Genomic DNA, 24279 nt, shown 5'->3' with positions numbered 1-24279 from the left:
TCACAAGGTTAAGTCTCTGAGCACGCGATTAAACGCCTCGGTACCGGTCAACTTGACGCGAGATCAGGGCAGCGGAGTGGTGACCACCGGCGGCATGCTCTGCCTGCCCACCGGGGTCGTGGGATGGGGCACCGAGTGCTGACGGCCGCCGCCCGCACCGCGGTAGACCGCCGCGAAGGTCAGGGCGACCACCCCGATGCCCATCAGCACGGCCATCGCCCAGGCGACCGGCCGGTGCCAGCGGGTGGAGCTGCCACGGTAGGGGTGCCCGGCGGCGTAGAGCTCGTCGGACTCCGAGAGCGGATCGCCGTCCAGTTCGGGGACGGCGCGGGACTCGCTTCGGTGCCGTCCGGGCCTGCCGGGCGGTAGCGCGGGACCATCGGCGACGGCGAGCATCCGTTCCCTGGCCGTGGGCTCGTGGAACAGAGCAGACCGTACGAATTCTTCGTCGAGGACTACGGAGGCGAACTCGTCATCGTCCGGCATCCGTCCAGAGTAATGCGGAAGTTGCTTGTTTGGGCAGGGGAATTCCTGCCGCCCCGGGACCGCGTCAGCGGATGTGGCCGTCGCCGGTGACCACGTACTTGGTCGAGGTCAGCTCCGGCAGGCCCATCGGACCGCGCGCGTGCAGCTTCTGGGTGGAGATGCCGATCTCGGCGCCGAAGCCGAACTGGCCGCCGTCGGTGAAGCGGGTGGAGGCGTTGACCATGACCGCGGCCGCGTCCACCAGCTGGGTGAACCGGCGGGCGGCGGGCTGCGAGCTCGTGACGATGGCCTCGGTGTGCCCGGAGGACCACAGCCGGATGTGCGCCACCGCCGCGTCCAGCGAGTCCACCACGCCGGCCGCGATGTCGTACGACAGGTACTCGGTCTCCCAGTCCTCGGCGGTGACCGGGACCACGGTGGCCTTGGTGCCGCAGGCGTCGGCGACGGCCGTGACCCGGGTGTCGCCGTGCACGGTCACCCCGGCCTCGGCCAGCGCGTCCAGGGCCCGCGGCAGGAACCGCTCGGCGATGTCGCGGTGCACCAGCACCGTCTCCGCGGCGTTGCACACGCTGGGCCGCTGCGCCTTGGAGTTGACCAGGATCTCCACGGCCATCTCGATGTCGGCGTCGGCGTCCACGTACACATGGCAGTTGCCGGTGCCGGTCTCGATCACCGGGACCGTGGAGCCCTCGACGACGGTGCGGATCAGGGAGGCGCCGCCGCGCGGGATCAGCACGTCGACCATGCCGCGGGCCCGCATCAGCTCGGTCACCGACTCACGGCCCTCGCCCGGGACCAGCTGCACGGCGTCGGCCGGCAGGCCGGCGCCGCCGACCGCGTCCCGCAGCACGCCGACCAGGGCGGTGTTGGAGGCGTACGCGGACGACGAGCCGCGCAGCAGGACCGCGTTGCCCGACTTCAGGCAGAGCGCGGCGGCGTCCACCGTCACGTTGGGCCGCGCCTCGTAGATGATGCCGACGACACCGAGCGGGACCCGCACCTGCCGCATGTCCAGGCCGTTGGGCAGGGTGGAGCCGCGCAGCACCTCGCCGACCGGGTCGGGCAGGCCCGCCACGTGCCGCACGTCGGCGGCGATCGCGGCGACCCGCTCGCGGGTCAGCGTCAGCCGGTCGATGATCGCCGGGCTGGTCCCGGCCTCCTCGGCGCGGGCGATGTCCTCGGCGTTGGCGGCGACGATCTCCTGGGTGCGGACGATCAGGGCGTCGGCGATGGCCTGGAGCGCGTCGTCCTTGGCCGCCCGCGGAAGCGGCGCCAGCTCCGCCGCGGCGGCACGGGCGCGGTAGGCGGCGAGCATCACGGGCGACTTCGGCAGCGGCGAGGGCAGGTCCATGACTGCAGGGTAGTGCGTGCGCGGACCAGCGTGCCGCGGGTGCTCAGAACGGGTGGACGCCCACCGGGACGGCCGGTGCGGGCCCGTACCCCTCGGCCAGCCGCTGGTGGTAGGTCTCGCGGTCGATGACCTCCAGGCCGACCGTCTCCCACGGCGGCAGCCCGGCGCTGGCGCGGTGCTCGCCCCACAGCCGCAGCGCTATGGCGGCGGCGTCGTGCAGGTCGCGGGCCTCCTCCCAGTAACGGATCTCGGCGTGGTCGGAGGCGTAGCGGCTGGTCAGCAGGAACGGATGGTCGTGGGCGAGTTGTTCGAGGCCGCGCCGGACCTCGGGCAGCGGGGCCCGCGGCCCCGAGACGCTGAGGGTGACATGCCAGAGCCGGGAGGCCGGCGGCTCCTCCCGCCGCTCCCCTGCTGCCTGCTCACCGCTGTCGACGCTGACCAGCGTGCGTTCCGCGGTACCCCTGGACGACGGCCCTGGGCGCCCTCGCTTCACCGGCGGCCTCCCTGCGGGTGACGTTCCCGGAACCGTCCGCCTGGCGGTGCGGGCGGCCCTTGCGCATCGAATCCACCCTCAAGTTGACCAGGCTCGCGCGGGCGGCGGGGCGGTTTTCCCCAAGAAGCCCCCAAGGGGACCCCGCGGTCCGGGAAGGCCGGCAGGTCCTGACCCGCGGGTCAGTACGCCTGACTCCGGAGTCAGGACGCCGCGGGCTCTGCGGGCCGGCCCCCGCGGGCGGCGGGCGGCGCTCCCCCGGGCCGGGGTCAGCGTCGCGCGGGCCGCAGCAGGACCAGGTCGTCGCGGTGGACGACCTCGCGCTCGTAGGCCGGGCCGAGCTCCTTGGCCAGCTCCTTGGTGGAGCGGCCGAGCAGCCGGGGCAGCTCGCGCGCGTCGAAGTTCACCAGGCCGCGGGCGATCGTCCGGCCGGCCTCGTCGAGCAGGTCCACCGGGTCGCCGGCGGTGAACTCGCCCTCCACCGCGGTCAGTCCGGCCGGCAGCAGTGAGCTGCCGCGCTCGGTGACCGCCCGCACCGCGCCCTCGTCCAGGCGCAGCGCGCCGCGCGGCGTGGAGGCGTGGGCGAGCCACAGCAGCCGGCCGGCCGAGCGCTTGCCGGTGCGGTGGAAGTAGGTGCCGGTGGGCCGGCCCGCGAGGGCGTCGGCGGCGTGTACCGCGGAGGTGAGCACGACGGGCACCCCGGCGCCGGTGGCGATGCCGGCGGCCTCGACCTTGGTGACCATGCCGCCGGTGCCGACGCCGGCCCGGCCGGCGCTGCCGATGGAGATGCCCTCCAGGTCCTTGGGGCCGGTGACCTCGGCGATCCGGCTGGTGCCGGGGGTGCGCGGGTCACCGTCGTACAGCCCGTCCACGTCGGAGAGCAGAACCAGCAGGTCGGCCCGCACCAGGTGCGCGACGAGCGCGGCGAGCCGGTCGTTGTCGCCGAACCGGATCTCGTCGGTGGCGACCGTGTCGTTCTCGTTCACCACCGGCAGCGCGCCCATGGCCAGCAGCTGCTCCAGCGTGCGGAACGCGTTGCGGTAGTGGGTACGGCGGCTGACGTCGTCGGAGGTGAGCAGCACCTGCCCGACCCGCACGCCGTAGCGGGCGAAGGAGGCGGTGTAGCGGGCGACCAGCAGGCCCTGGCCGACGCTGGCGGCGGCCTGCTGCCGGGCGAGGTCCCGCGGGCGGCGCTCCAGGCCCAGCGGTGCCAGGCCGGCGGCGATCGCGCCGGAGGACACCAGCACGATCTCGCGGCCCTCGCGCGCCTTGGCCAGCACGTCCACCAGGGCGTCGACCCGGTCCGCGTCGAGCCCGCCGGCCGCCGTCGTCAGCGACGACGAGCCGACCTTCACCACGACCCTGCGGGCCTCCGCCACGTCCTGCCGTGCCGCCGGTGTCACCTGCGCCGTCCTCGTGTCTCGGTCGTCCCGCCCGGGCCGTGCTCGGGGGCAGCCCGCACCCGTATCCGCTCGGTCTTCCTGCTCACCCGCTCCGCGGGCGGCCTCGTACCTCGGCCGCCCACCGCGCGAGCTCGGGCGTCAGCCCGCACCCTTATTCGCTCGGTCCTCCTGCTTACTCGCTCCGCGGGCGGCCTCGTACCTCGGCCGCCCACCGCGCGAGCTCGGGCGTCAGCCCTCGGTGGCGGGGTGCCGGAGCTGCCAGCCGGCCCAGGCGGAGGCCACCATCGAGCGGACGTCGTGCTGCGCCGTCCAGTCCAGTTCCTTGGTGATCGCCTCGGCGGAGGCGACCACCCTGGCCGGGTCGCCGGGGCGGCGCGGCGCCACCTCGGGTTCGAGATCAGTGTGACCGGAAACCTCGGCGATCAGCGTGACCATCTCGGCCACCGAGACGCCCTCCCCGCGGCCGATGTTCAGCACCAGCCGGGCCTGCGGGTCCTCGGTGAGCCGGCGGGCGGCGGCCACATGGGCGGCGGCCACGTCCTCGACGTGGATGTAGTCGCGCACACAGGTGCCGTCGGGGGTCGGGTAGTCCGTGCCGAAGATCAGCGGGCGCTTCCCCTCGGAGAGCCGCTGGAAGACCATCGGGACCAGGTTGAAGACACCGGGGTCGCCGAGTTCGGGGCTGGCGGCGCCGGCCACGTTGAAGTAGCGCAGGCACGCGGTGGCCATGCCGTGGGCGCCGCCGGTCGCGGCGACCAGCCACTCCCCGGCGAGCTTGGTCTCGCCGTAGGGGCTCATCGGCTCGCACGGCGTCTGCTCGGTGACCAAGTCCACGTCCGGCATGCCGTACACGGCGGCAGAGGAGGAGAAGAGGAAGCGCCGCACCCCGGCCTCGGCGGCCGCCTCCAGCACGGTGCGCAGGCCCTCGACGTTCTCCCGGTAGTACCAGAGCGGGCGCTCGACGGACTCGCCGACCTGCTTCTTGGCCGCGATGTGCACCACGCCCTCGACGCCGTGCTCGCGCATGACCCGGTCCAGCGCGGCGCGGTCGAGCACGGTCCCGCGCTCCAGCGCCACGCCGTCGGGCAGCCGCGCGGGGTCGCCGGTGCTCAGGTCGTCGAACACGACGACCCGGTGTCCGCTGTCGACGAGCGCCTTCACGACGTGCGAGCCGATGTATCCGGCGCCGCCGGTGATCATCCAGGTCATCCGGCCAGTCTAGCCACCGCCCCGGCGGCCCCCGCGGGGTGCCTGCAGGGACGGGGGTGACGGTCGTTACCGAACCATGACCCGGTCGCGGACAACGCGTCCGGGTGAATGTCCGTCAAACAGGCCGGAAGTCGCCCGTGAACGGTCGACGCCTCTCACGTCGGAGAACGTCCGCTGATGGCAGCAGATGTCATGAACGACGAGGGATGCGCCTTATCGGAGGTCATGACAGCATGTCGTCGCGGCATGGGGGGCCGTCCTCTCGCAGGATGGCCCGGCGGGGGGTTCTCGCCGCAGGAGTCGCCGGGATATCTGGGGCCGCCGTGGCCGCTCTCCACTCGTGGAGCGGCAGCGGCGGCGCACACCGCCCGGCCGGACAGGCCGCTCCGGCGGCCGGACAGGGCCTGCAGCTGCCGGCGGGCACGGAGGAACGGACGGTCACGGTGGTGCAGTTCGTTGCGCACCCTGATGACGGGTTGTACTTCATGAACCCGGACCAGGAGCAGGAGATCGCCGCCGGCCACACGGTGGTGACGGTGTGTCTGACCGGCGGCGAGGCCGACGGCCGCAACTTCCGCCCGCACGACCCGCGGGCCCGGTTCGCCAAGCCCGACCGGCCGGGTTTCGCCCGCGCCCGGATCAACGGACTGCGGCGGGCCCACGCGGTGATGGCCACCGGCGACGAGAACAGCCCGTGGGACGTCAGGCTCGTCACCCCGGTCAGCGGCTGGCAGGCCGAGTTGCACACCTTGCGCGCGGTGCCGCGCGTCCAACTGCTGTTCCTGGCCCTGGTCGAGGCCCGCGGGGTGGCCGCCTGGCGGGCGCAGAGCCTCAAGGGCCTGTGGCAGAACGCGGTGGTGTCGCTGCCCCAACTGCCCCCGGCGCACTCGCCGATACGGCGGCCCACGCGGGTGACCCGCAGCAGGCTGGTGGCCTGCCTGCAGGCCATACTGCGCGAGTACCGGCCAACGGTGGTGCGCACCCTGGACCCCAACCCGGAGCACGACCCGGTGCACACCGGCCGCCCCGGCTACGCGCCCGGGCACGGCCTGGCCTACTACGACCACCAGGACCACACGCACGCCACGTACTTCGTCCAGCAGGCGCTCGCCGCGCACTGGGCGGCCCGGCCAGCCACGCAGATGTCCGTCGAGCACTACCTGGGCTACGTCAACGCGCACCTGCCGTGGGACCTGGACCCCGCGGTCATCCGCCGCAAGGCGCGCCTGCTCGACGTCTACGGCTGGGCCGACCACGGCAGTTGCGGCGATCCGTCGGGCTGCGGCGACCTGAAGGTGGGCGGCCGGGCGCTGCGCGGCGCCTGGGTGCAGAGCACCCGCTACCGCGCGCCCGGTGCCACGTCCTGGGCGGCCCGCACCGCCGACGGCAGGCTCGCCGGCTTCGCGCTGCTCAACGGCCAGGCCGTCGTCTGGTACGAGACGACCGGCGGTGGGCCGTGGGCGGGCCCGGTGCCGCTGCCCGGCGGCGGCCTGGAGGGCCAGGTGTCGGTGGTGTCCCGCACGGACGGCGCCCTGCAGCTGTTCTCGGTCAGGACGCACCTGCCCGACCCGCACGGCGCGGGCGTGCACCGGCGCGAGGTGGTCACCGCCGTCCAGCGCGGCACCACCGCCGACGGCCGGCCGGTGTTCACCGCGTGGACGAGCCTGGGCACCAGCGAGACCGACCGCGTGGCGTCCATGGAGATGGGCTTCCCCGAAGCGGCCGCCGGGCCGGACGGCACGGTGTACCTGGCGGTGCGCAACCAGGACGGCGGGGTGAGCGTGCGCGTCCAGTCGCCGCACGGCGCCTGGTCGCCGTGGGAGCGGCTGCCCAGGGCCGCCGAGTCCGGGGTGCGGGTACTGGACGGCCTGGGGCTGGCGGTCGACGCCGCGGGCCGCGTGCACGTCTTCGCGCCCGCGCAGCGCAGCGTCCTGCACTGGACGTCGCCGGGCCGCGGCAGACCGTTCGCGCTCGCGCGGCCGACCGGGCTGCCCGGCGCCTCCGGCCCGATCAGCGCCCTGGCCATGCACGACGGATCGGTGCGGCTCGCCTACCGGGAGCCGCGCACCGCCCTGATCGCCCTCGCCCAGGTGCCCGCCTCGGGCGGGCCCGCGCTGCCGCTGGGCCTGGGCGGACCCGGCGGCTTCGGCCGGGTGGCGCTCGTCCACGCCGGGCCGGCCCAGGCCGCGCCGCCGGTGGTGGCGCTGGCCGCCCGCAACGACGCGGGCAGCGTCTCGGTCGCCACCGCGCACCCGGCACCGCAAGCGTGGTCCCGCGGCTCGGCCCTGCACGTGCACTCCGCAGCGCTGGTCCAGGACGCCCAGGGCCGCCTCGTCGCGCTGGCCGTCGGCGCCGACGGGGCGCTGTGGACCGCTGACTACGACGCGGCGGGACCGGACGGCACCGCCACCCGCTGGGAGCCGGCCGCGCCCACCGTCCGCCGCACCACCGCGGTGGCCCGCGCCGCCGGGTCACCCGTACCGCACACCACCGGAAGGACCGCTTGACCGTGACCTCCGCGCCCGTGACCGCCCCCGCCCCGGCACGCCTCGTCCGGGCGACGGCGATACGGCTCCGGCCGGTGCGCACCTCGGAGCTGTCGGCCGCGCTGGGTTCCGCCGTCCTGACCATGGCGGCGTACTGCCTGGCCATGGCCGTGCACGGGACGTACCCGTTCGGGCCGCGGTCGCGGGCCGTCAACGACCTCGGCAACCAGTTCGTGCCGTTCCACGCGCACCTGTGGGACCTCCAGCACGGCACCGGAGCCGGCGACCTGTTCTTCAACTGGAGCAGCGCGTTCGGTACGCCGTTCCTCGGCGACTTCTTCGCCTACCTGTGCAATCCGTTCTCCTGGCTGACCGGCCTGTTCCCGCGGCACATGGTGGACTTCCCGGTCTTCCTGGTGACGCTGCTCAGCGCCGGGCTGGCGGCGGCCGTCATGACCGCGGCGCTGGGCCGGCTGCGCCCGGGCTCGCCGTGGCTGCGGGCGCTGCTGTCGGTGGGGTACGCGCTCTGCGCGTGGATGGTCAACGACGCGTCGACGGACCCGATGTGGATGTGGGGCCTGGTCGGCCTGCCGCTGATGATGATCGCCGCCGACTGGTGCCTGCGCGAGCAGCGCTTCGTGCTCGGCGTGCTGGTGGTGGCCGCGGTGTGGGGCGGCAACTTCTACACCGGCGCCATGGCCACGCTGGCCGCCGCGCTGGTGCTGTTGCTCCGGCTGGTGGTCGCCGCCGCGCGGGTGCGCACTGCGGGCCGGGTGCTGCTGCGGGCCGCGGCCATGGCGGGCACCGGCATCCTGCTCGCCGGGCCGGTGCTCACCGTCAGCCTGGCCGCGACCCGGGCGGCGCAGCCCGCGCCCACCGCGACCTACGTCCGGACGTTCGGCCCGCTCGACTACCTGGCGCAGCTGCTGCCCGCCGGGCGGGCCCCGTTCAACGCCCCGAACATCGCCGCGGGGATGCTCGTCCTGCTGCTGTTCACCACGCTGCCGTTCCACCGCGCCGTCGCGGTCCGCGAACGCGTGGCCTGGTACGTGCTGGTCTTCGTCGTGGCGGGGTCGTTCGTGTGGAAGCCCACGCTGCTGCTGTGGCACGGGCTGGCGATCCCCAACGGCAGCCCGTACCGGGCGGCGTTCGTGCTCAGCGGGATCCTGGTGATGGCCGCCTGGGTGTGCCTGGCCGCCCGGCCGCAGCCGCGGGCGCTGCTGGCGGGCGCGGGGCTGCTCGCGGTGGTGGTGCTGCTGGTGCACGGCCGGCGCGCGGTGCACGGCCAGACCTGGCCCGCGGTGCTCGTCGGCGGCCTGTTCTTCCTGGCCTGCCTGCTGCTGCTCGCCCGGGTGCGGGGCCGCCGGCACGCGCCGTGGGCCCGCCGGGCAGTGGGCGCCGCGCTCGCCGTGGGCGTCCTGCTCGGCTCGGTGCACGCGGCGTGGTCCTCGACGGTCATCCGCGACAAGCGGCCGTGGTTCGCGCCCAAGGACACCATGAACGCCCAGGCGGCGGCGGAGTACCGGCAGGTGAGGAACGCCTCGACGTGGCCGGCGGCGCGCACCGACCCCGGGCGGCAGCGGTTCGCCAACAACGACCCGCTGCTGGTCGACGCCCAGGGCGGCGCGTACTACAGCAGCTACGTCCCGGCCGCCACGGCCCGGCTGCTGCAGTCGCTGGGCATGGGCTGGTACATCGAGGGGCGGCACACGCTCAGCCCCGACGACCCGGTCGGCCGGGCGATCATGAGCGTCGGCTCCTACCTGCCCGCCGACGGGTCCCGCCTGCAGCCGACCGCCGGCGCCGCGCCCCTGGTGACGGTCCGCCCGGCGCTGCCGGCCCGCACCGGCGACACGGTCTTCGCGCGCCAGGAGCAGCTGATCGGCGCGCACGTCTACGACGTGCCCGTGCTGCACCCGTCGGCCGGCCCGGCACCGGTCGCCGGCCGCTCGGAGTGGACCGTCCCGCAGGCCCGCGCCGGCCGGCCGTGGACGCACTTCTCCGCCACCTGCACCCCGGGCAGCCAGGTGTACGTGTACGCGCCGTGGCTGCAGGGCTGGGTGCTCGGCCTGGGCCGGCAGCTGACCTCCAACGCCTCGCGGCCGCTGACCAGTTACCCGCTGATGCGGCTGGGCACCACCCCGTCCTCCGGCCGGATCGACGTCGCGTTCGCCGGCCGGCACGGCCCGCAGGGGATCCCCCGGCACGCGGTGGGCTGCCTCAGCGAGTCCCGGCTGGCCGCCGCGGTCGCCGGGCTGCGGGCCGCCGCGGCCACCTCGGTGCAGGTCGGCGGCCACCAGGTCAGCGCCCGGCTGCCGGCGGGCAGCCGCGGGTTCGCGGTGGTGACCACGACCGCGCTGGACGGCTGGAGCTGCTCGGTGGACGGCGGCCGGTCGCACCGCCCGGTGTCCTACGGCGGACTGCTCGGCGTGCCGCTCGGCAGCGGGGCGTCACGGGTGGCGTGCACCTTCACCCCGCCGGGCCTGACCAAGGGCCTGGCGCTCGGCGGGGTGGGCCTGCTGGTGCTGCTCGGGGTGCTGTTCCGCCCGGCGAGGGAGTGGTTTCAGAGCTCCAGGAAGGCGAAGAGGTCTTCCCAGCGCTTGACGATGGCGTCCGCCGAGAACCGCTGAATGTTCTCGACGGCACGCCGTCCCATGGTGTCGCGCAGCTGCTGGTCGCCCATCAGGACGCCCAGCTGCCGCGCGAACGCCTGGATGTTGCCGGGCTGCGCGAGCAGGCCGTCCACGCCGTCGTCGATGATCTCCCGGACGCCGGGGGCGACGTCGAATGCCACGCAGGGCAGCCCGGTGACCATCGCCTCCAGCAGCGTCAGCGGGAAGCCCTCGGCGCGCGACGGCTGGGCGAACACCGACGCCCCGTAGAGCGCGCCGGGGACGTCACCGGTGCGCCCCATCCACTCCACGCTGCCGTCGATGTCGAGCCGGTGCGCCTGCTGCTTGAGCAGCTGCTCGTCCTCGCCCGCGCCGTAGACGCGCAGCGTCCAGCCGGGGTGCTGCGGCGCGACCATCGCCCAGGCGTCGAGCAGCATGTCGATGCCCTTCTCCTGGGAGAGCCGGGCCACGGTGGTGACGACCTTCTCGGTGCGCGGGGAGACGCGGTCGGGCACCCAGGGCAGGGGGTTGGGCATGAAGTCCACGTTGTTCATGCCCTGCCGGATCCACAGGTCGGCGTCCTCGGCGGTCAGCGGCAGCAGGCGGTCCACGTTCGCGTAGTGCCGCTGCACCCGCGCGAAGCGCGAGGACTGCCGGCACGCCTCGAACGACTCGTGGCTCATGCCGATCACCTTCAGGCCCGCGGTGTCGGAGAGGTTGACCCACTCCATCGCCCACACCTGGGTGACGATGACGATGCCGCCGGCCTGCGCGGCGCGGAACATCGCGGACAGCTTGTCGGCCTGCTCCTGCATGCCCTGGCGGCGCAGCTGCTGGACCCGGCGCGCCTTGAGGTTGGCCCGGTCCTTGAGCGTCCGCGGCTTCCAGGTCCCCGGCGGGTGCACGTCGTACAGCGTGGTGGTCGCGTACGGCAGGTCGTCGGCGAGCTTGTGCCGGACTGTGGACGGGGTGATGCCGACCAGGTGCACCCGGTGGCCGCGGGCGGCGAACAGCCCGGCCATCTGGTGCGACCAGGTGGTGATGCCGCCGAGTTCGTCCACGCTGTTGCAGACGATGAAGATGTCCCGGTTCACTTCTGGCTCCCGCGGCGGAAGAACGTGTCGACGATCCGGCTCGCGGCGTCGCCGCGGTCGTACTCCCCGAACTCGGCGACGAACCGCTTGCGGGCGTCGGCCCAGGCGATGTCGGTGCCGGCCAGGTCGTCGAGGGCGGTGAACAGCTCGTCCTTCTCCTGCAGCACCGGACCCGGTGCGTGCTTGACCAGGTCGAAGTAGGTGCCGCGCAGGCTGTTGACGTACTCGTCGAGGTCGTAGGCGAAGAACAGTATCGGCCGGTCAAGCAGCGCGTAGTCGAACATCACCGAGGAGTAGTCGGTGATCAGCGCGTCGGCCATCAGGTACAGCGGCGTCACGTCGTGCAGGCCGCTGACGTCGATCACGCGTCCGCGCACCGACGGCGGCAGCACCACGTTGTTGAGGTAGTGCGAGCGCATCAGCAGCACGTAGCGGTCGCCGAACCGGTCGGCGAACTCCTCGACGTCGAAGGGCGGTTCGAAGCGCCGCAGCTTGCCGTCGGGGCCGCTGCGGAAGGTCGGCGCGTACAGCAGCACCTTGCGGTCGTCGGGGATGCCGAGTTCCTCGGCGAGCGGCCCGCGGTCCCGGGCGCCGCCCTCGGTCTCCTTCTTCCAGGCGGTGACCAGGGCGTCGTTGCGCGGGTAGCCGCTGCGCAGGACCTTGGACTCCGGCAGCCGGAACGCCGGGACGAGGGTGCGCACGTCGTGCTCGGTGCGGACGAGGAAGTGGTCGAAGCGGTCGAGGATCTTCTGCTGCTCGGCCTGCTGGTCCTTGGTCCTGGTCCTGAACTCCGGGCTGTCGAAGCCCATCTTCTTCAGCGCCGAGCCGTGCCAGGTCTGGATGTACGTGGTCTCGGGGCGCTTGGCCAGCTTGACCGGGTAGCTCTGGTTGTCCACCCAGAACTCGGCCTGCGCCAGAGCCCGCAGGTACTGCCAGGACCAGCGGCGGACGAGTTCGGCGTCCTGCGGGAAGCCGTCGGGCTTGCCGGCGTAGGACCAGATCGGCGTGAACTTCACGCCCTGGCGGCGCATCTCCTCGTAAATCGCGCGCGGGCTGTCGCTGTACTGCTTGCCCAGGTGGCTCTCGAAGACCACCGTGCCCTTGCGGACGGGGAGTTTGAGGAACACCTCGTGGTAGGCGCGGATCTTGGTCACGCCGGACTTCAGGTCCTTGCGGACCTGCTTGACCCGGCGCACGCCCGCCCGGGCCACCGCGCCGGGCGCGCCGCGCAGCGCCTGGTCGATGGCACCGCGGCTGCGCCGGCTGACCGGGCCTGCGGCGACCAGCTGGAACGCCAGGTGGCCCTTGGCGCTCACCTCGGGCACGAGGGTGTCGGACACCAGCCGGGTGAGCCGGGGCCGCGACCGCAGCCGCTCGCGCTCCTCCAGCGGGGTGTCTCCGACGGTGAGCCGGGTGGTGGTCTTCCTGCCGTCCACGCTGAGCACCAGCCGGACGTCCCACACCGCGTCGATGAAGCCCAGCGGCCGCAGCCGGCTGGCCAGTTCGGCCTCCGCGGACCAGCCGATGAAGTCGCCGTTGTGCTCCACCCGGCGCACCGGGAAGGTGAACTGCTGCAGCGACTTGCGGCGCGCCTTGAACTCCAGCTCGGCGCTCAGCTTCGCCCCGGGCGGGATGACGCCCAGCGGGTTGACGATCCGGCCGGACAGCTGGACGCCCTTGGCGTCCTGGTCGTACGACGTGAGGGCGTTGCGCAGCACCATCGCGTCGACTTTGTGGGTGTGGTAGCCGAGTTCGGTGACGTCCAGGATCTCGCGGGCCCGCGGGTCCTCCAGGTGCTCGGCGCACCAGTAGATGCGGCCGTCGCGCTCGGTGAGCGTGGAGGAGACCTTGCTGCGGTTGATGAGCGTGTCGACCGCGGTGATCAGGTTCGTCCAGTCCTCCTGCATCAGCAGGTAGGCGCAGATGCGGTGGATCGGCAGCAGCGCGTCGTAGGCGGCGTCGTCCATGCCGGCCATGTAGCCGCGGGCGAGTTCGGCGAAGCGGTGCCGGAAGTCCTGGTCGCGGAACGGCAGATCGCGCAGGTGCAGGACCAGGTCGTGCTTGAGGAACTTGACGTCCTTGGCGAGCCGCAGCTCGTCGTGGCCGCCCTCGCGCAGCAGCGCGTCGATCCGCCGATGGATCTCGATCCGGTCGGTGAAGTTGGTGAGTTCGTGGCGCCGGTTGGTGACCGACTTCTCGCTGGCCTTCTCCCGGACGTGCCAGTAGTAGACCTCGTTGGGGATGAGCGTGATCCGCCGGGCCGCGAGATAGGCGCGCGCCGCGAACAGCAGGTCCTCGTAGAGCAGGCCTTTGGGGAAGCGCAGGTCGTTGTCGCGCAGGAAGTCCAGCCGGTAGCACTTGTTCGTGGACAGGGTGTCGAACACGAACAGGTCCGGCAGCTCGTGGACCGTCTCCAGCACCCGCGTGCTGCGGTACAGCCACTCGTACCACTTGTCGATCTTGCCGTTGCGGCTGTCGATGAAGGTGCGCACGCACAGCCCGGACACCATGTCGGCGCCGGTGCGCTGCGCGGCCTCCAGCATGTTGCGGCAGGCGTTGCGCTCCAGGACGTCGTCGCTGTCCAGGAACATCACGTACTGGCCGGCGCACTTGGTGATGCCGAGGTTGCGGGGCTCACCGCCGGCGCCGCTGTTCTCGGGCAGCTGGTAGGCGCGCACCCGTCCGGGGTGTGCGGCGGCCAGCTGCTGCGCGACCTCGAAGCTGCGGTCAGGGCTGTGGTCGTCGACGATCACCACCTCGACGCTGCGCAGCGTCTGGTCCAGAACGGACTGCACGGCGGTCGGAAGGCGCCCGGCATCGTTGTAGACGATGACCACCACGCTGACGACAGGTTCAGTGTTTTCGCTCATCGGGCGCCATCCTACAAGAGCGCTGTTACGGATAATTTCCCTATTGTCAACCCCTAGGAACGGTGTTCGACAGGGAAACCCGGAGTAAAGAATTCCTGCTCGCGCGGGAGCGTCCCCCTCAGCAGCGGGCCATCAGGCGCCGCCGTGCGGAACCCACCGCCCGGCGCACCCCGTCCATGCCGCCGGCGCCGCGGAACAGCAGCGCCTTACGGGGCGTGACGTGCGTCTGCACCAGGAGTACCCGGCCGGGAGGCACCAGGACCGCGTCGCGGCGGGTGCGCTGGCCCGTCCCCGCCCGCACCTCGGTCTCGGTGGCCTCGCCCCCGTCGTACTCGACGCGGGCCCGGACCGACCAGGAGGCGAGCCGGCCGGCCGCGGCCAGCTCCCTCGCCGGGAAGGTCACATGGGCCGCCCAGCCGCCGGCGACCGGCCGCAGCGGGCCGGCGGCGGTGATCGGCGGGCGCAGTCCCGACCGCTCGGCCAGCTCCAGCCGCACGCTGCGGGGCCCGAGCGGTCCCAGCCGGCCGTACAGCTCCCGCACCAGCAGGGTGACCCGCACGGTCGAACCGACGGCGACGGTGCCCTCGACGGCGATCGGCAGCCGTTCGGGGGGCAGCTCCGGCAGGCCGTCCAGCGGGACGGTCGCCTTCCCCACCACCAGCAGCGGCGCACCGGCGTCGCCCTGGTACGGCGGCACCAGGCGCGGCGGCACGGCGGCGAGTTCCACCAGCCGTCCCAGGTCGGGTCCGGCCGGCGGCTCGGGCAACTGCTCCAGCGCGGCGGCCAGCCAGCGGGAAGCCGGGCGGGCGCGGCCCACCGCGTCCGCGGCGAAGCCCGCGAGGTGGGTGCGGGTGATCCGCCACCACGCGGCCCGGTAGGTGGTGCTGCGCTGCGGCAGTTCCCGCAGGTACATCGGCAGGTCGTAGTCGAGGAACTTGGTCTGCGCGTCCTCGGAGAGCCGGTCGAGTCCGGCCCCGGCCAGGTCGCTCACCACCATGCCGTGCGCGGTGACCCGGTCCTGCCAGTTCTCCACCACCGAGCGGTGCAGCGACACCGAGAGGCTGGCCGCGTCCCGGCGCACGTGCCACCGGTAGACGGGGTCGCCGATGACCGCCATCCGCGGGCGCGCGGCGTAGAGCCGGCCGGTGAACACGAAGTCCTCGTAGAGCAGCCCGCTGGGGAAGCGCAGCCCGGTGCGGACGAGGAAGTCCCTGCGGTACAGCTTGTTGACGACCAGGGTGTCCCAGAGCATCTCCGGGTGCGCGCCGATGCCGTCCAGAACGGCGCCGGGCAGCGTCGCCCCGGCCTCGACGTCGTACAGCTGCGGCGCCCAGGTGCTGGTGCGGCCCTCGGGCAGCTCCACCCGCAGGCAGGCCCCGGTGGCCACGTCGGCGTCGTGCCGGCCGGCCGCGGCCAGCAACAGCCCGACGGCGTCCGGTTCCAGGACGTCGTCGCTGTCCAGGAACATCACGAACTCGCCGGTGGCCTCGGCGATTCCGCGGTTGCGCGGTTCGCCGCCGGAGCCGCTGTTCTCGGGCAGCCGGAAGGTGCTGACCCGGCCCGGATGGGCGCCTGCCAGCTCCTGCGCGACCTGGTAACTGCCGTCCGTGCTGTGGTCGTCGACGATCACCACGTCGACGTCCCGGTGCTTCTGGTCCAGCACCGAGCGCACCGCGACCGGCAGCCGGTCGGCGTCGTTGTAGACGATCACCACGACGGTGACGCGTGCCATACGACCTCATTCCCGGGAAGCTCTCGACTCCGCCTTTCGGATCATAACCGGCGGTCGCCGCGCGTCATCCCGCCTGGCCATCGCCCCGGAGAGGGACATTCCGCAACAGGATGACCCCAAGGCGTGACCTTTTACGGCAGTGTGACGTATATCACTCTGGACAACTCACGGCCATCGAACGTTATCCCCCTAGACGAAACGAGGTTTTCGGCACGTTCACCCGTGCCTCCTAACCTCGCCGCCGGAGCACTCGGCCATCGTGGCCACCTGCGCGGAAAGTGACCTTCATGCGACTGTCGATCGTGGTTCCCTGCTACAACGAAGAAGCGGTCATCGACCGCTTCGACGCGCGCATTCGCGAGACCCTGGACACCCTGAACGTCGACTACGAGCTGTGCTACGTGGACGACGGCAGCAGGGACGGCACCCTGGACAAGCTCAGGGCTCTCGCGGTCAACCGGGAGGCGAGCACCCGGTACGTCTCGTTCAGCCGCAACTTCGGCAAGGAGGCCGGGATACTGGCCGGTCTGCGGGAGGCCACCGGCGACGCCGTGGTGATCATGGACGCAGACCTGCAGCATCCGCCGGAGCTGATCGGCAAGATGCTGGAGCTGCACCGCGACGGCCACGACCAGATCATCGCCCGCCGCACCCGCGAGGGCGACAAGCGCATGCGGTCGGCCATAAGCCGGCTGTACTACCGCGTGATCAACAAGTGGGTGGACGTCGAACTCACCGACGGCGTCGGCGACTTCCGGATGCTGTCGCGGCGGGCGGTGGACGCGCTGCTGTCCATGCCGGAGTACAACCGGTTCTCCAAGGGCCTGTTCTCCTGGATCGGCTTCGACACGGTCACCTTCGACTACCGCAACGCCGCGCGCGAGGCGGGCGAGACCAAGTGGCGCTTCGGCTCGCTGGTCAACTACGGCATGGACGGGCTGATCTCGTTCAACAACCGGCCGCTGCGACTGGCGATCTACGTCGGCATGGCCCTGGCCGCCATCGCCGCGCTGTACGCCGTGGTGGTCACGGTGCTGGCCATGATCGAGGGTCCCGACGCACCCGGTTACGTCACCCTGCTCGTGGCCATCGTGGGCCTGGGCGGACTGCAGATGCTGATGCTGGGACTGATCGGCGAGTACATCGGCCGCATCTACTACGAGACGAAGCAGCGACCGCACTTCCTGGTCAAGGAGACCAACACCCCGCGCTCCTTCGGGGCCGGCGTCGAGGCCACCGAGCACGCCGTGCCGTCCCGGCTGGAGATGCGTTGACCCTGCTCCGCTCCCCGCAGATCCTGCAGATCGTGCGGTTCGCGCTGGTCGGCGTGGTCAACACCGGGACGTTCTACGGGTTCTACCTGACGCTGCACCCCTGGATGCCGTACTTCCTGGCGTACACCGTCGCGTTCGTGCTGAGCATGATCGGCTCGTTCTTCCTCAACACGTTCTTCACCTACCGCACGCGCCCGACCTGGCGGAAGTTCCTGCTGTTCCCGCTGACCAACCTCACGAACTACGTGGTCACCAGCGTGGGCGTGTACGTGTTCGTGGAGTGGGTGCACATGAACGACAAGATCGCACCGCTGATCGCGGCGGCCGCGGCCATCCCCTTCACCTACGTCCTCTCCCGCCGCATCCTCACCCGCGGCGGGACCGGTGGCTCCGGGGCGGACGCGGAGGCGGGTGACGCGGACGACGCCGAGCAGTCGCCGCACCTGGCGCCGAGCACCCGCCGCTGACCCGCCCGCCGGTCCGCAAGCCCGCCGGCCGCCAACGGCGGACCGGGGGGCAGCGGACCGGCGGCGCGGCTCAGGCGAAGGGGTCGAAGCCGCGGAACTCCTGCTCGGCGTCGTCCCGTTCGGCCTGCTTGTCGCGGCGGCGGGTGACGGCCGGGCGGGGGGCGTCGAGCCGGTGGTCCTCACCGCGGCGGCCGAGCATCTCGGCGCCGGCGGCCATGGTCGGCTCCCAGTCGAAGACGACCGCGTCCTCGTCGGAGCCGATCGCGACCCCGTCGCCGGCCTTGGCACCGGCCTTGAGCAGCTCGTCCTCGACGCCGAGGCGGTTGAGCCGGTCGGCGAGGTAGCCGACCGCCTCGTCGTTGGCGAAGTCGGTCTGCCGCACCCAGCGTTCCGGCTTCTCGCCGCGCACCCGGTACAGGCTCTCGCCCTCGTGGGTGACGGTGAAGCCCGCGTCGTCGACCGCCTGCGGGCGGATGACGATCCGGGTGGACTCCTGAGCCGGCTGGGCCGCCCGGGTCTCGGCGACGATCTTCGCCAGCGCGAACGACAGTTCCCGCAGTCCCTCGTGGGAGACCGCAGACACCTCGAAGACCTGGTAGCCGCGGGCCTCGAGGTCGGGGCGGACCAGGTCGGCCAGTTCGCGGCCGTCCGGCACGTCGATCTTGTTGAGCACCACGACCCGCGGCCGGTTCTCCAGGCCGGCGCCGTACGCGCGCAGCTCGGCCTCGATGACGTCCAGGTCGGTGGCCGGGTCGCGGTCCGACTCCAGCGTCGCGGTGTCCAGGACGTGCACCAGCACCGAGCAGCGCTCGACGTGCCGCAGGAACTCCAGGCCCAGGCCGCGGCCCTCGCTCGCGCCGGGGATCAGCCCGGGCACGTCCGCGATCGTGTACACGGTCGAACCGGCGGTCACCACGCCCAGGTTGGGCACCAGGGTGGTGAACGGGTAGTCGGCGATCTTCGGCTTCGCGGCCGAGACCACCGAGATCAGCGAGGACTTGCCGGCGCTCGGGTAGCCGACCAGCGCCACGTCGGCGACGGTCTTCAGCTCCAGCACGATGTCCCGGGCGATGCCCGGCTCGCCGAGCAGCGCGAACCCGGGCGCCTTGCGGCGGGCGGACGCCAGCGCGGCGTTGCCCAGGCCGCCGCGGCCGCCCTGGCCGGCGACGTAGCGGGTGCCCTGGCCGACGAGGTCCGCGAGCACGTTGCCGTGCTTGTCGAGCACGACCGTGCCGTCCGGCACCGGCAGCACCAGGTCGGTGCCGTCCTTGCCGGAGCGGTTGCCGCCCTCGCCGGGCTTGCCGTTGGTGGCCTTGCGGTGCGGGCTGTGGTGGTAGTCCAGGAGCGTGGTGACGTCCTGGTCGACGACCAGGATCACGTCCCCGCCCCGGCCGCCGTTGCCGCCGTCCGGGCCGCCCAGCGGCTTGAACTTCTCCCGGTGCACGGAGGCGCAGCCGTGGCCCCCGTTACCCGCGGCGACGTGCAGCTCGACGCGGTCCACGAAGGTGGTCATGGGTGCTTCCTCCAGATGCGTACGGGTTGTCCCCGGCTCTCACTCCGGGTTGTAACACGCCGAGGGCGGCCCCGCTTCCCGTTGCCGGGAGCGAAGTCCGCCCTCGAGGTACTCGGCTGCGCTGACTCCCCGAGGGGTCAGGCGGCCGGAACGATGTTCACGACGCGACGGCCGCGCTTCGTGCCGAACTCGACCGCACCGGCGGCGAGGGCGAACAGCGTGTCGTCCTTGCCGATGCCGACGCCGGAGCCGGGGTGGAAGTGGGTGCCGCGCTGGCGGACGATGATCTCACCGGCGTTGACGACCTGGCCGCCGAAGCGCTTGACGCCGAGCCGCTGAGCGTTGGAGTCGCGACCGTTCCGGGTGGACGATGCGCCCTTCTTGTGTGCCATCTCTCCTCAGTCCCTTACTTCGCAGCCGTGGGGATGCCGGTGATCTTCAGCGCCGTGTACTGCTGGCGGTGGCCCTGGCGCCGGCGGTAGCCGGTCTTGTTCTTGTACCGCAGGATGTCGATCTTCTGGCCCTTGTGGTGGTCCACGATCTCGGCCTCGACCTTGATGCCGGCCAGCACCCACGGGTCACTCGTGACGGCCTCGCCGTCCACGACGAGCAGGGTCGAGAGCTCGACCGCGTCGCCCACCTTGCCCGTGGGGATCTTGTCAACCTCGACGATGTCGCCGACGGCCACCTTGTGCTGGCGGCCACCGCTACGCACGATCGCGTACACGCGGAACTCACTCTCTCGCTCGATTCGGACCCCTGATGCCAGCCGTCCCGGTGGTGCGTCGGGGGGCCTCTCCCGCCGGTCCGGTGACGGACCCTCGGAAGGAAGATGCTCAGGAGAAGGCGCAGAAACGCCGAAGGTCAAGGGTACGGAGTGCCTCGACCAGGGTCAAATCCGGTCGCTCCCGGGCGGGGAGGACGCTCCGCACCCCGGCGGAGCGCCCTCCCGAGCCGGAGCCGGGAGGGCGCACCGCACCGGGTCACTCGGCGGCGGCCGCCGACTTCTTGGCCGCAGCCGCCTTCTTGGCGGTGGTCTTCTTGGCCGCGGTCTTCTTCGCCGTCTTCTTGGCGGCGGTCTTCTTCGCCGCGGCCTTCTTCGCGGTCTTGCGCGCCGTCCGCTTGGCGGCCGGCTCCTCCTCCGCGGCCGGCGCGGCCTCGGCGTGCGGCGCCTCGGCGGCCACGACCACCACGGCCTCCTCCGCCGACTCCGGCGACCCGGCGGGCGCCGCGACCTTGCGGGTGGCACGGCGACGCGTACGCGCCGGAGGCTCCGTCGAGACCGCCACCTCGGGCACCGGCACCGGCTCGGCCTGCGGCGCCTCGGCCGCCACGACCACCACCGACTCCTGCGCCGACTCCGGCGACCCGGCGGGCGCCGTCACCTTGCGGGTGGCACGGCGACGCGTACGCGCCGGAGGCTCCGTCGAGACCGCGACGTCGGGCACCGGCACCGGCTCCACGGCGGACTCGATGACCGGCTCGCTGACCGGCACGACCACCACGGCCGGCTCCGGCTCGGTGCTCGCCGCGGCCGGCGCGCCCTCGGGCGCGGTGACCTTGCGCGAGCCCCGGCGCCGGCTGCGGCCGCGTGCCGACGTGGAGGCGGTCGCCGCGGCCTCCGCCTCGGCGGCGCTGCCGAACCACTCCTCCTCCGGGTCGCCGACCGAAGGCACCAGCTCCGACTCGCCGACCTCGATCGGCTCCAGCTCGGGCAGTTCCTCGGTCTCCGGGGTGAGCGGCGCGGTCTCCGGCTCGACCTCGTGCACGTGCTCGTGGTCGTGCTCGCCGGCACCGCCGCCACGGCCGCCGCGGCGCTTGCGCTTGCCGCCGCCGCCCGTGGTCGTCGCCTGGTCCATGTGGACGATGACGCCGCGGCCGTTGCAGTGCACGCAGGTCTCGGAGAAGGACTCCAGCAGGCCCTGGCCGACCCGCTTGCGGGTCATCTGCACCAGGCCGAGCGAGGTCACCTCGGCCACCTGGTGCTTGGTCCGGTCCCGGCCCAGGCACTCCAGCAGCCGCCGCATGACCAGGTCGCGGTTGGACTCCAGCACCATGTCGATGAAGTCGATCACCACGATGCCGCCGAGGTCGCGCAGCCGCAGCTGCCGGACGATCTCCTCGGCCGCCTCCAGGTTGTTGCGGGTGACTGTCTCCTCGAGGTTGCCGCCCTGCCCGGTGAACTTCCCGGTGTTGACGTCGATGACGACCATGGCCTCGGTCTTGTCGATCACCAGCGAACCGCCGGACGGCAGCCACACCTTGCGGTCCAGCGCCTTCAGCAGCTGCTCGTCGATGCGGTACGTCGCGAAGACGTCCACCTCCGACGTCCAGCGCGACAGCCGGTCGGCGAGGTCGGGCGCGACGTTCGCGACGTAGTCGTGGATGGTGCCCCACGCCTCGTCGCCGCTGACGATGACCTTGGAGAAGTCCTCGTTGAAGATGTCGCGGACGACCCGGACGGTCATGTCCGGCTCGCCGTAGAGCAGCGAGGGCGCGTTGGAGCCGCCACCGCTCTTCGCCTTCTTCTGGATCTCCTCCCACTGCGACTGCAGCCGGGCCACGTCGCGGCGCAGCTCGTCCTCGCTGGCGCCCTCGGCGGCGGTGCGCACGATGACGCCGGCGTCCTCGGGGACGATCTTCTTGAGGATGGTCTTCAGCCGGGCCCGCTCGGTGTCGGGCAGCTTGCGGCTGATGCCGGTCATCGAGCCCTCGGGCACGTAGACCAGGTAGCGGCCGGGCAGCGAGACCTGGCTGGTCAGCCGGGCGCCCTTGTGGCCGATCGGGTCCTTGGTGACCTGGACCAGCACGGACTGGCCGGACTTGAGCGCCGTCTCGATCCGGCGGGGGCCGCCGGACAGGCCGAGCGCCTCGAAGTTGACCTCGCCGGCGTACAGGACGGCGTTGCGCCCCTTGCCGATGTCGACGAACGCGGCCTCCATGGACGGCAGCACGTTCTGGACCTTGCCCAGGTAGACGTTGCCGACGTAGCTGGTGGCCTGCTCCTTGTTGACGTAGTGCTCGACGAGGACGTTGTCCTCGAGCACGCCGATCTGGGTGCGGTCGCCGTTCTGCCGGACGACCATCACGCGCTCGACGGCCTCGCGGCGGGCGAGGAACTCCGCCTCGGTGATGATCGGCACGCGGCGGCGGCCCTGCTCGCGCCCCTCGCGGCGGCGCTGCTTCTTGGCCTCCAGGCGGGTGGAGCCCTTGATGGACTGCACCTCGTCGGCGCCCGTGCCGCCCTCGGTGCGGGCGCGCGGCTCGCGCACCTTCACCACGGTCCGCTCCGGGTCGTCGGACGCGCCCTCGTCGCCGGAGGCGTCGGAACCGCGGCGGCGGCGGCGCCGGCGACGGCGGCTGCCGGCGCTGGACCCGGACTCGCCGTCGTGCTCGTCGGCGTGCTCGTCGCCCTCGGCCGCCTCCTCGTCGTCCTCGGCGTGCGCGTCCTCGTCCTCGTCGGCGCCGTCCCCGTGCTCGGCGGACTCGCCCCGGCGACGGCGGCGGCCACCGCGGCGGCGGCGGCGCGACGGGCGCTCCTCGCCCTCGGCGGCGGCCTCGCCCTCCTCCTCGCCGGCCTCGGCGTCCTCCGCGGACTCGACCTCGGGCTCGTCGGCGGCGGTCACCGCGGCCTGCTCGGCGCCACCGCGGCGACGGCGCCGGCGGCGCGAGGTGCGGTCGGCGGACTCCTCCGCCTCTTCTTCCTCGGTCTCCTCGGCCTCGGCGGGGGCCGCGGCCTGCTGCTGCGGGGCCTGGAACACCGGCTGCTGGAAGACGGCCAGGGCCGGGCGCACGGCACGGCGGCGGCCGCGCGGCGCGGGCTCCGCCTCCTCGGTGCGCACCTCGATGGTCACGGTGCCGACCGGGATCCCGAAGGCCTCGGCGACGGCGGCGGTCGCCTCAGCGGCGGCCTCCTCCAGGGTGTCGCCGTAGCCGCGGATCTCGTAGGCGTCGTCGACCTCGACGCTCCAGCCGTCGCCGTCACGCAGCGCCTGGCCGGTGTACGCCGTCGCGGGCGCACCGGCCTGCGCGGCGGCGGGTGCGACGGCCTCGGACTCGTCCTTGGGCGCGAGCGCGCCGGGCTTCAGACGGCGCGAGCCGTCACCGGCGGAGAAGGTCGCGGCGGCGTCGCCCCTGCGGCCGCGGCGGCGGCCCTCGGGCTCGGCGGCCGCGGGCTCGGGCTTCGTCTCGGCCGCGGTCTCGGCGGGGGCGGTCTCGGGCGCGGCGGCCTTGCGGGTGGCCCGGCGGCGGGTGCGCGCGGGGGCCTCCTCGGTCTCGGCGGCGGCCTCGGCCACCGCCTCCACGCCGGCGGAGGTCTCCTCCGCGGCGGCGGGCGAACCCGCGGGGCGGGACGCGGCACGGCGGCGCGTGCGCTTCGGGGCTTCCGCGGGCTCGGCCTCGGCCTCGGCAGCAGGCGCGGCCTCCGGCTCAGGCGTGGTCTCGGGCTCCGTCTCCGCGGCAGCGGGCGAACCCGCCGGACGAGAGGCGGCACGGCGACGCATGCGCTTCGGGGCCTCCGCGGGCTCGGCCTCGGCCTCGGCAGCAGGCGCAGGCTCCGCCTCAGCGGCGGGCGCAGCCTCAGCGGCCTCCGCGGCAGCGGGCGAACCCGCCGGACGCGAGGCGGCGCGACGACGCATGCGCTTCGGGGCCTCCGCGGGCTCGGCCTCGGCCTCGGCAGCAGGCGCAGGCTCCGCCTCAGCGGCGGGCGCAGCCTCAGCGGCCTCCGCGGCAGCGGGCGAACCCGCCGGACGCGAGGCGGCACGGCGACGCGTGCGCTTCGGCGCTTCCGCGAGCTCGGCCTCGGCGGCAGGCGCAGCCTCAGGCGTGGTCTCGGACTCGGTCTCCGCGGGCGAACCGGCCGGGCGGGACGCGGCACGACGACGCGTGCGCTTCGGGGCCTCTGCGGGCTCGGCCTCGGGCTCGGCGGCGGACGCGGCCTCAGCGGCCTCCCCGGCGGCGGGCGAACCCGCGGGGCGGGAGGCGGCGCGGCGGCGGCGCGCGGGAGCGGGCGACTCGGCCTCGGTCTCGGTGGCCGGTGCGGCCTCGGCGGCTTCCGGCGCGGCCGCGGCGGTCTTGCGCGTGGCGCGGCGGCGGGTGCGGGGGGCGGCGGACTCGGCGTCGGCGGCGCTGTCCTCGGCGGCAGGGGCCGCGGCCTCCGCGCCGTCGGGCGAGCCCGCGGGACGGGAAGCGGCGCGGCGGCGGCGCTTCGGTGCGGCTTCTGCCGCGGATTCGTCAGTGGGGGTGGTCGGATCGGTCTGGTCGGGCATTCGGGCATTGCTCCCGTCATGCTCC

At 73.3% G+C, this 24279-nt stretch carries 16 protein-coding genes; 4 read left to right on the top strand and 12 right to left on the bottom strand.

Annotated features, from left to right (window positions below):
• Positions 1 to 63: 63 nt before the first annotated feature.
• From ACH4TG_RS00565 to galE, 5 genes are all read right to left on the bottom strand, one after another.
• A complete protein-coding gene (locus ACH4TG_RS00565; RefSeq protein ID WP_398239341.1) occupies positions 64 to 486 on the bottom strand; it encodes a hypothetical protein in 423 nt (140 codons plus the stop codon).
• 64 nt (positions 487 to 550) lie between these two features.
• Complete coding sequence (locus ACH4TG_RS00560) at positions 551 to 1837, bottom strand: glutamate-5-semialdehyde dehydrogenase (protein ID WP_398239339.1); 1287 nt, start codon at positions 1835 to 1837, stop codon at positions 551 to 553.
• 43 nt (positions 1838 to 1880) lie between these two features.
• On the bottom strand, positions 1881 to 2330 hold the full coding sequence (locus ACH4TG_RS00555) for a hypothetical protein (protein WP_398239337.1): 450 nt from the start codon (positions 2328 to 2330) through the stop codon (positions 1881 to 1883).
• 266 nt (positions 2331 to 2596) lie between these two features.
• Positions 2597 to 3706 carry a glutamate 5-kinase gene (gene proB, locus ACH4TG_RS00550; RefSeq protein WP_398240430.1) on the bottom strand — a complete coding sequence of 370 codons (1110 nt, stop codon included), beginning with the start codon at positions 3704 to 3706 and terminating at the stop codon, positions 2597 to 2599.
• A gap of 252 nt (positions 3707 to 3958) precedes the next feature.
• Positions 3959 to 4939 (bottom strand): UDP-glucose 4-epimerase GalE, encoded by a 981-nt coding sequence (gene galE / locus ACH4TG_RS00545; RefSeq protein WP_398239335.1) that lies wholly within the window; start codon positions 4937 to 4939, stop codon positions 3959 to 3961.
• A 323-nt stretch (positions 4940 to 5262) separates the two neighbouring features.
• Between galE and ACH4TG_RS00540 the strand changes: the two genes are divergently transcribed.
• Together ACH4TG_RS00540 and ACH4TG_RS00535 are read left to right on the top strand one after the other, a co-directional pair.
• Entirely contained in the window at positions 5263 to 7446 is a 2184-nt protein-coding gene (locus tag ACH4TG_RS00540) for a PIG-L family deacetylase (RefSeq protein WP_398239333.1), read from the top strand.
• 2 nt (positions 7447 to 7448) lie between these two features.
• Positions 7449 to 10055, top strand: a complete 2607-nt coding sequence (locus ACH4TG_RS00535; RefSeq protein ID WP_398239331.1) for a YfhO family protein — start codon at positions 7449 to 7451, stop codon at positions 10053 to 10055.
• On the opposite strand, the gene ACH4TG_RS00530 is transcribed toward ACH4TG_RS00535, so the two are convergent.
• From ACH4TG_RS00530 to ACH4TG_RS00520, 3 genes are all read right to left on the bottom strand, one after another.
• Positions 9989 to 11131, bottom strand: coding sequence for a glycosyltransferase (locus ACH4TG_RS00530; protein ID WP_398239329.1), 1143 nt, complete (start codon positions 11129 to 11131; stop codon positions 9989 to 9991). The genes ACH4TG_RS00535 and ACH4TG_RS00530 overlap by 67 nt on opposite strands.
• Complete coding sequence (locus ACH4TG_RS00525; protein ID WP_398239327.1) at positions 11128 to 14001, bottom strand: CDP-glycerol glycerophosphotransferase family protein; 2874 nt, start codon at positions 13999 to 14001, stop codon at positions 11128 to 11130. The genes ACH4TG_RS00530 and ACH4TG_RS00525 overlap by 4 nt, the downstream gene beginning before the upstream one ends.
• Before the next feature lie 118 nt (positions 14002 to 14119).
• Positions 14120 to 15733 (bottom strand): glycosyltransferase, encoded by a 1614-nt coding sequence (locus ACH4TG_RS00520; protein ID WP_398239325.1) that lies wholly within the window; start codon positions 15731 to 15733, stop codon positions 14120 to 14122.
• A gap of 287 nt (positions 15734 to 16020) precedes the next feature.
• Here ACH4TG_RS00520 and ACH4TG_RS00515 point away from each other — a divergent pair, with 287 nt between their 5' ends.
• Entirely contained in the window at positions 16021 to 17007 is a 987-nt protein-coding gene (locus tag ACH4TG_RS00515) for a glycosyltransferase family 2 protein (protein ID WP_398239323.1), read from the top strand.
• The gene (locus tag ACH4TG_RS00510) at positions 17004 to 17474 is read left to right on the top strand and encodes a GtrA family protein (protein WP_398239321.1); all 471 of its coding nucleotides are present in this window, start codon (positions 17004 to 17006) and stop codon (positions 17472 to 17474) included. The genes ACH4TG_RS00515 and ACH4TG_RS00510 overlap by 4 nt, the downstream gene beginning before the upstream one ends.
• Positions 17475 to 17544: 70 nt before the next feature.
• Here the strand turns inward: ACH4TG_RS00510 and obgE are convergent, their stop codons facing one another.
• The 4 genes from obgE to ACH4TG_RS00490 all read right to left on the bottom strand — a co-directional run bounded on the left by obgE (position 17545) and on the right by ACH4TG_RS00490 (position 24254).
• A complete protein-coding gene (gene obgE / locus ACH4TG_RS00505) occupies positions 17545 to 18987 on the bottom strand; it encodes a GTPase ObgE (RefSeq protein ID WP_398239320.1) in 1443 nt (480 codons plus the stop codon).
• A gap of 137 nt (positions 18988 to 19124) precedes the next feature.
• Entirely contained in the window at positions 19125 to 19379 is a 255-nt protein-coding gene (gene rpmA, locus ACH4TG_RS00500; RefSeq protein WP_398239318.1) for a 50S ribosomal protein L27, read from the bottom strand.
• A gap of 14 nt (positions 19380 to 19393) precedes the next feature.
• Positions 19394 to 19714, bottom strand: coding sequence for a 50S ribosomal protein L21 (gene rplU / locus ACH4TG_RS00495; protein WP_328913539.1), 321 nt, complete (start codon positions 19712 to 19714; stop codon positions 19394 to 19396).
• A gap of 256 nt (positions 19715 to 19970) precedes the next feature.
• Complete coding sequence (locus tag ACH4TG_RS00490; RefSeq protein ID WP_398239316.1) at positions 19971 to 24254, bottom strand: ribonuclease E/G; 4284 nt, start codon at positions 24252 to 24254, stop codon at positions 19971 to 19973.
• Between the last annotated feature and the right edge of the window lie 25 nt (positions 24255 to 24279).

It is taken from the genome of Streptomyces sp. NPDC020917, assembly GCF_044333795.1.
Classification (GTDB): domain Bacteria; phylum Actinomycetota; class Actinomycetes; order Streptomycetales; family Streptomycetaceae; genus Actinacidiphila.
The sequence above is the reverse complement of the archived record's forward strand: the minus strand, read 5'-3'. Positions and strand labels throughout refer to the sequence as shown.

Bases quoted from the DNA above. Each gene is read 5' to 3' on its own strand.
- ACH4TG_RS00565 (WP_398239341.1), bottom strand. From the start codon at position 486: ATGCCGGACGATGACGAGTTCGCCTCCGTAGTCCTCGACGAAGAATTC.
- ACH4TG_RS00560 (WP_398239339.1), bottom strand. From the start codon at position 1,837: ATGGACCTGCCCTCGCCGCTGCCGAAGTCGCCCGTGATGCTCGCCGCC.
- galE (WP_398239335.1), bottom strand. From the start codon at position 4,939: ATGACCTGGATGATCACCGGCGGCGCCGGATACATCGGCTCGCACGTC.
- ACH4TG_RS00525 (WP_398239327.1), bottom strand. From the start codon at position 14,001: ATGAGCGAAAACACTGAACCTGTCGTCAGCGTGGTGGTCATCGTCTAC.
- ACH4TG_RS00520 (WP_398239325.1), bottom strand. From the start codon at position 15,733: ATGGCACGCGTCACCGTCGTGGTGATCGTCTACAACGACGCCGACCGG.
- ACH4TG_RS00515 (WP_398239323.1), top strand. From the start codon at position 16,021: ATGCGACTGTCGATCGTGGTTCCCTGCTACAACGAAGAAGCGGTCATC.
- obgE (WP_398239320.1), bottom strand. From the start codon at position 18,987: ATGACCACCTTCGTGGACCGCGTCGAGCTGCACGTCGCCGCGGGTAAC.
- rpmA (WP_398239318.1), bottom strand. From the start codon at position 19,379: ATGGCACACAAGAAGGGCGCATCGTCCACCCGGAACGGTCGCGACTCC.
- ACH4TG_RS00490 (WP_398239316.1), bottom strand. From the start codon at position 24,254: ATGCCCGACCAGACCGATCCGACCACCCCCACTGACGAATCCGCGGCA.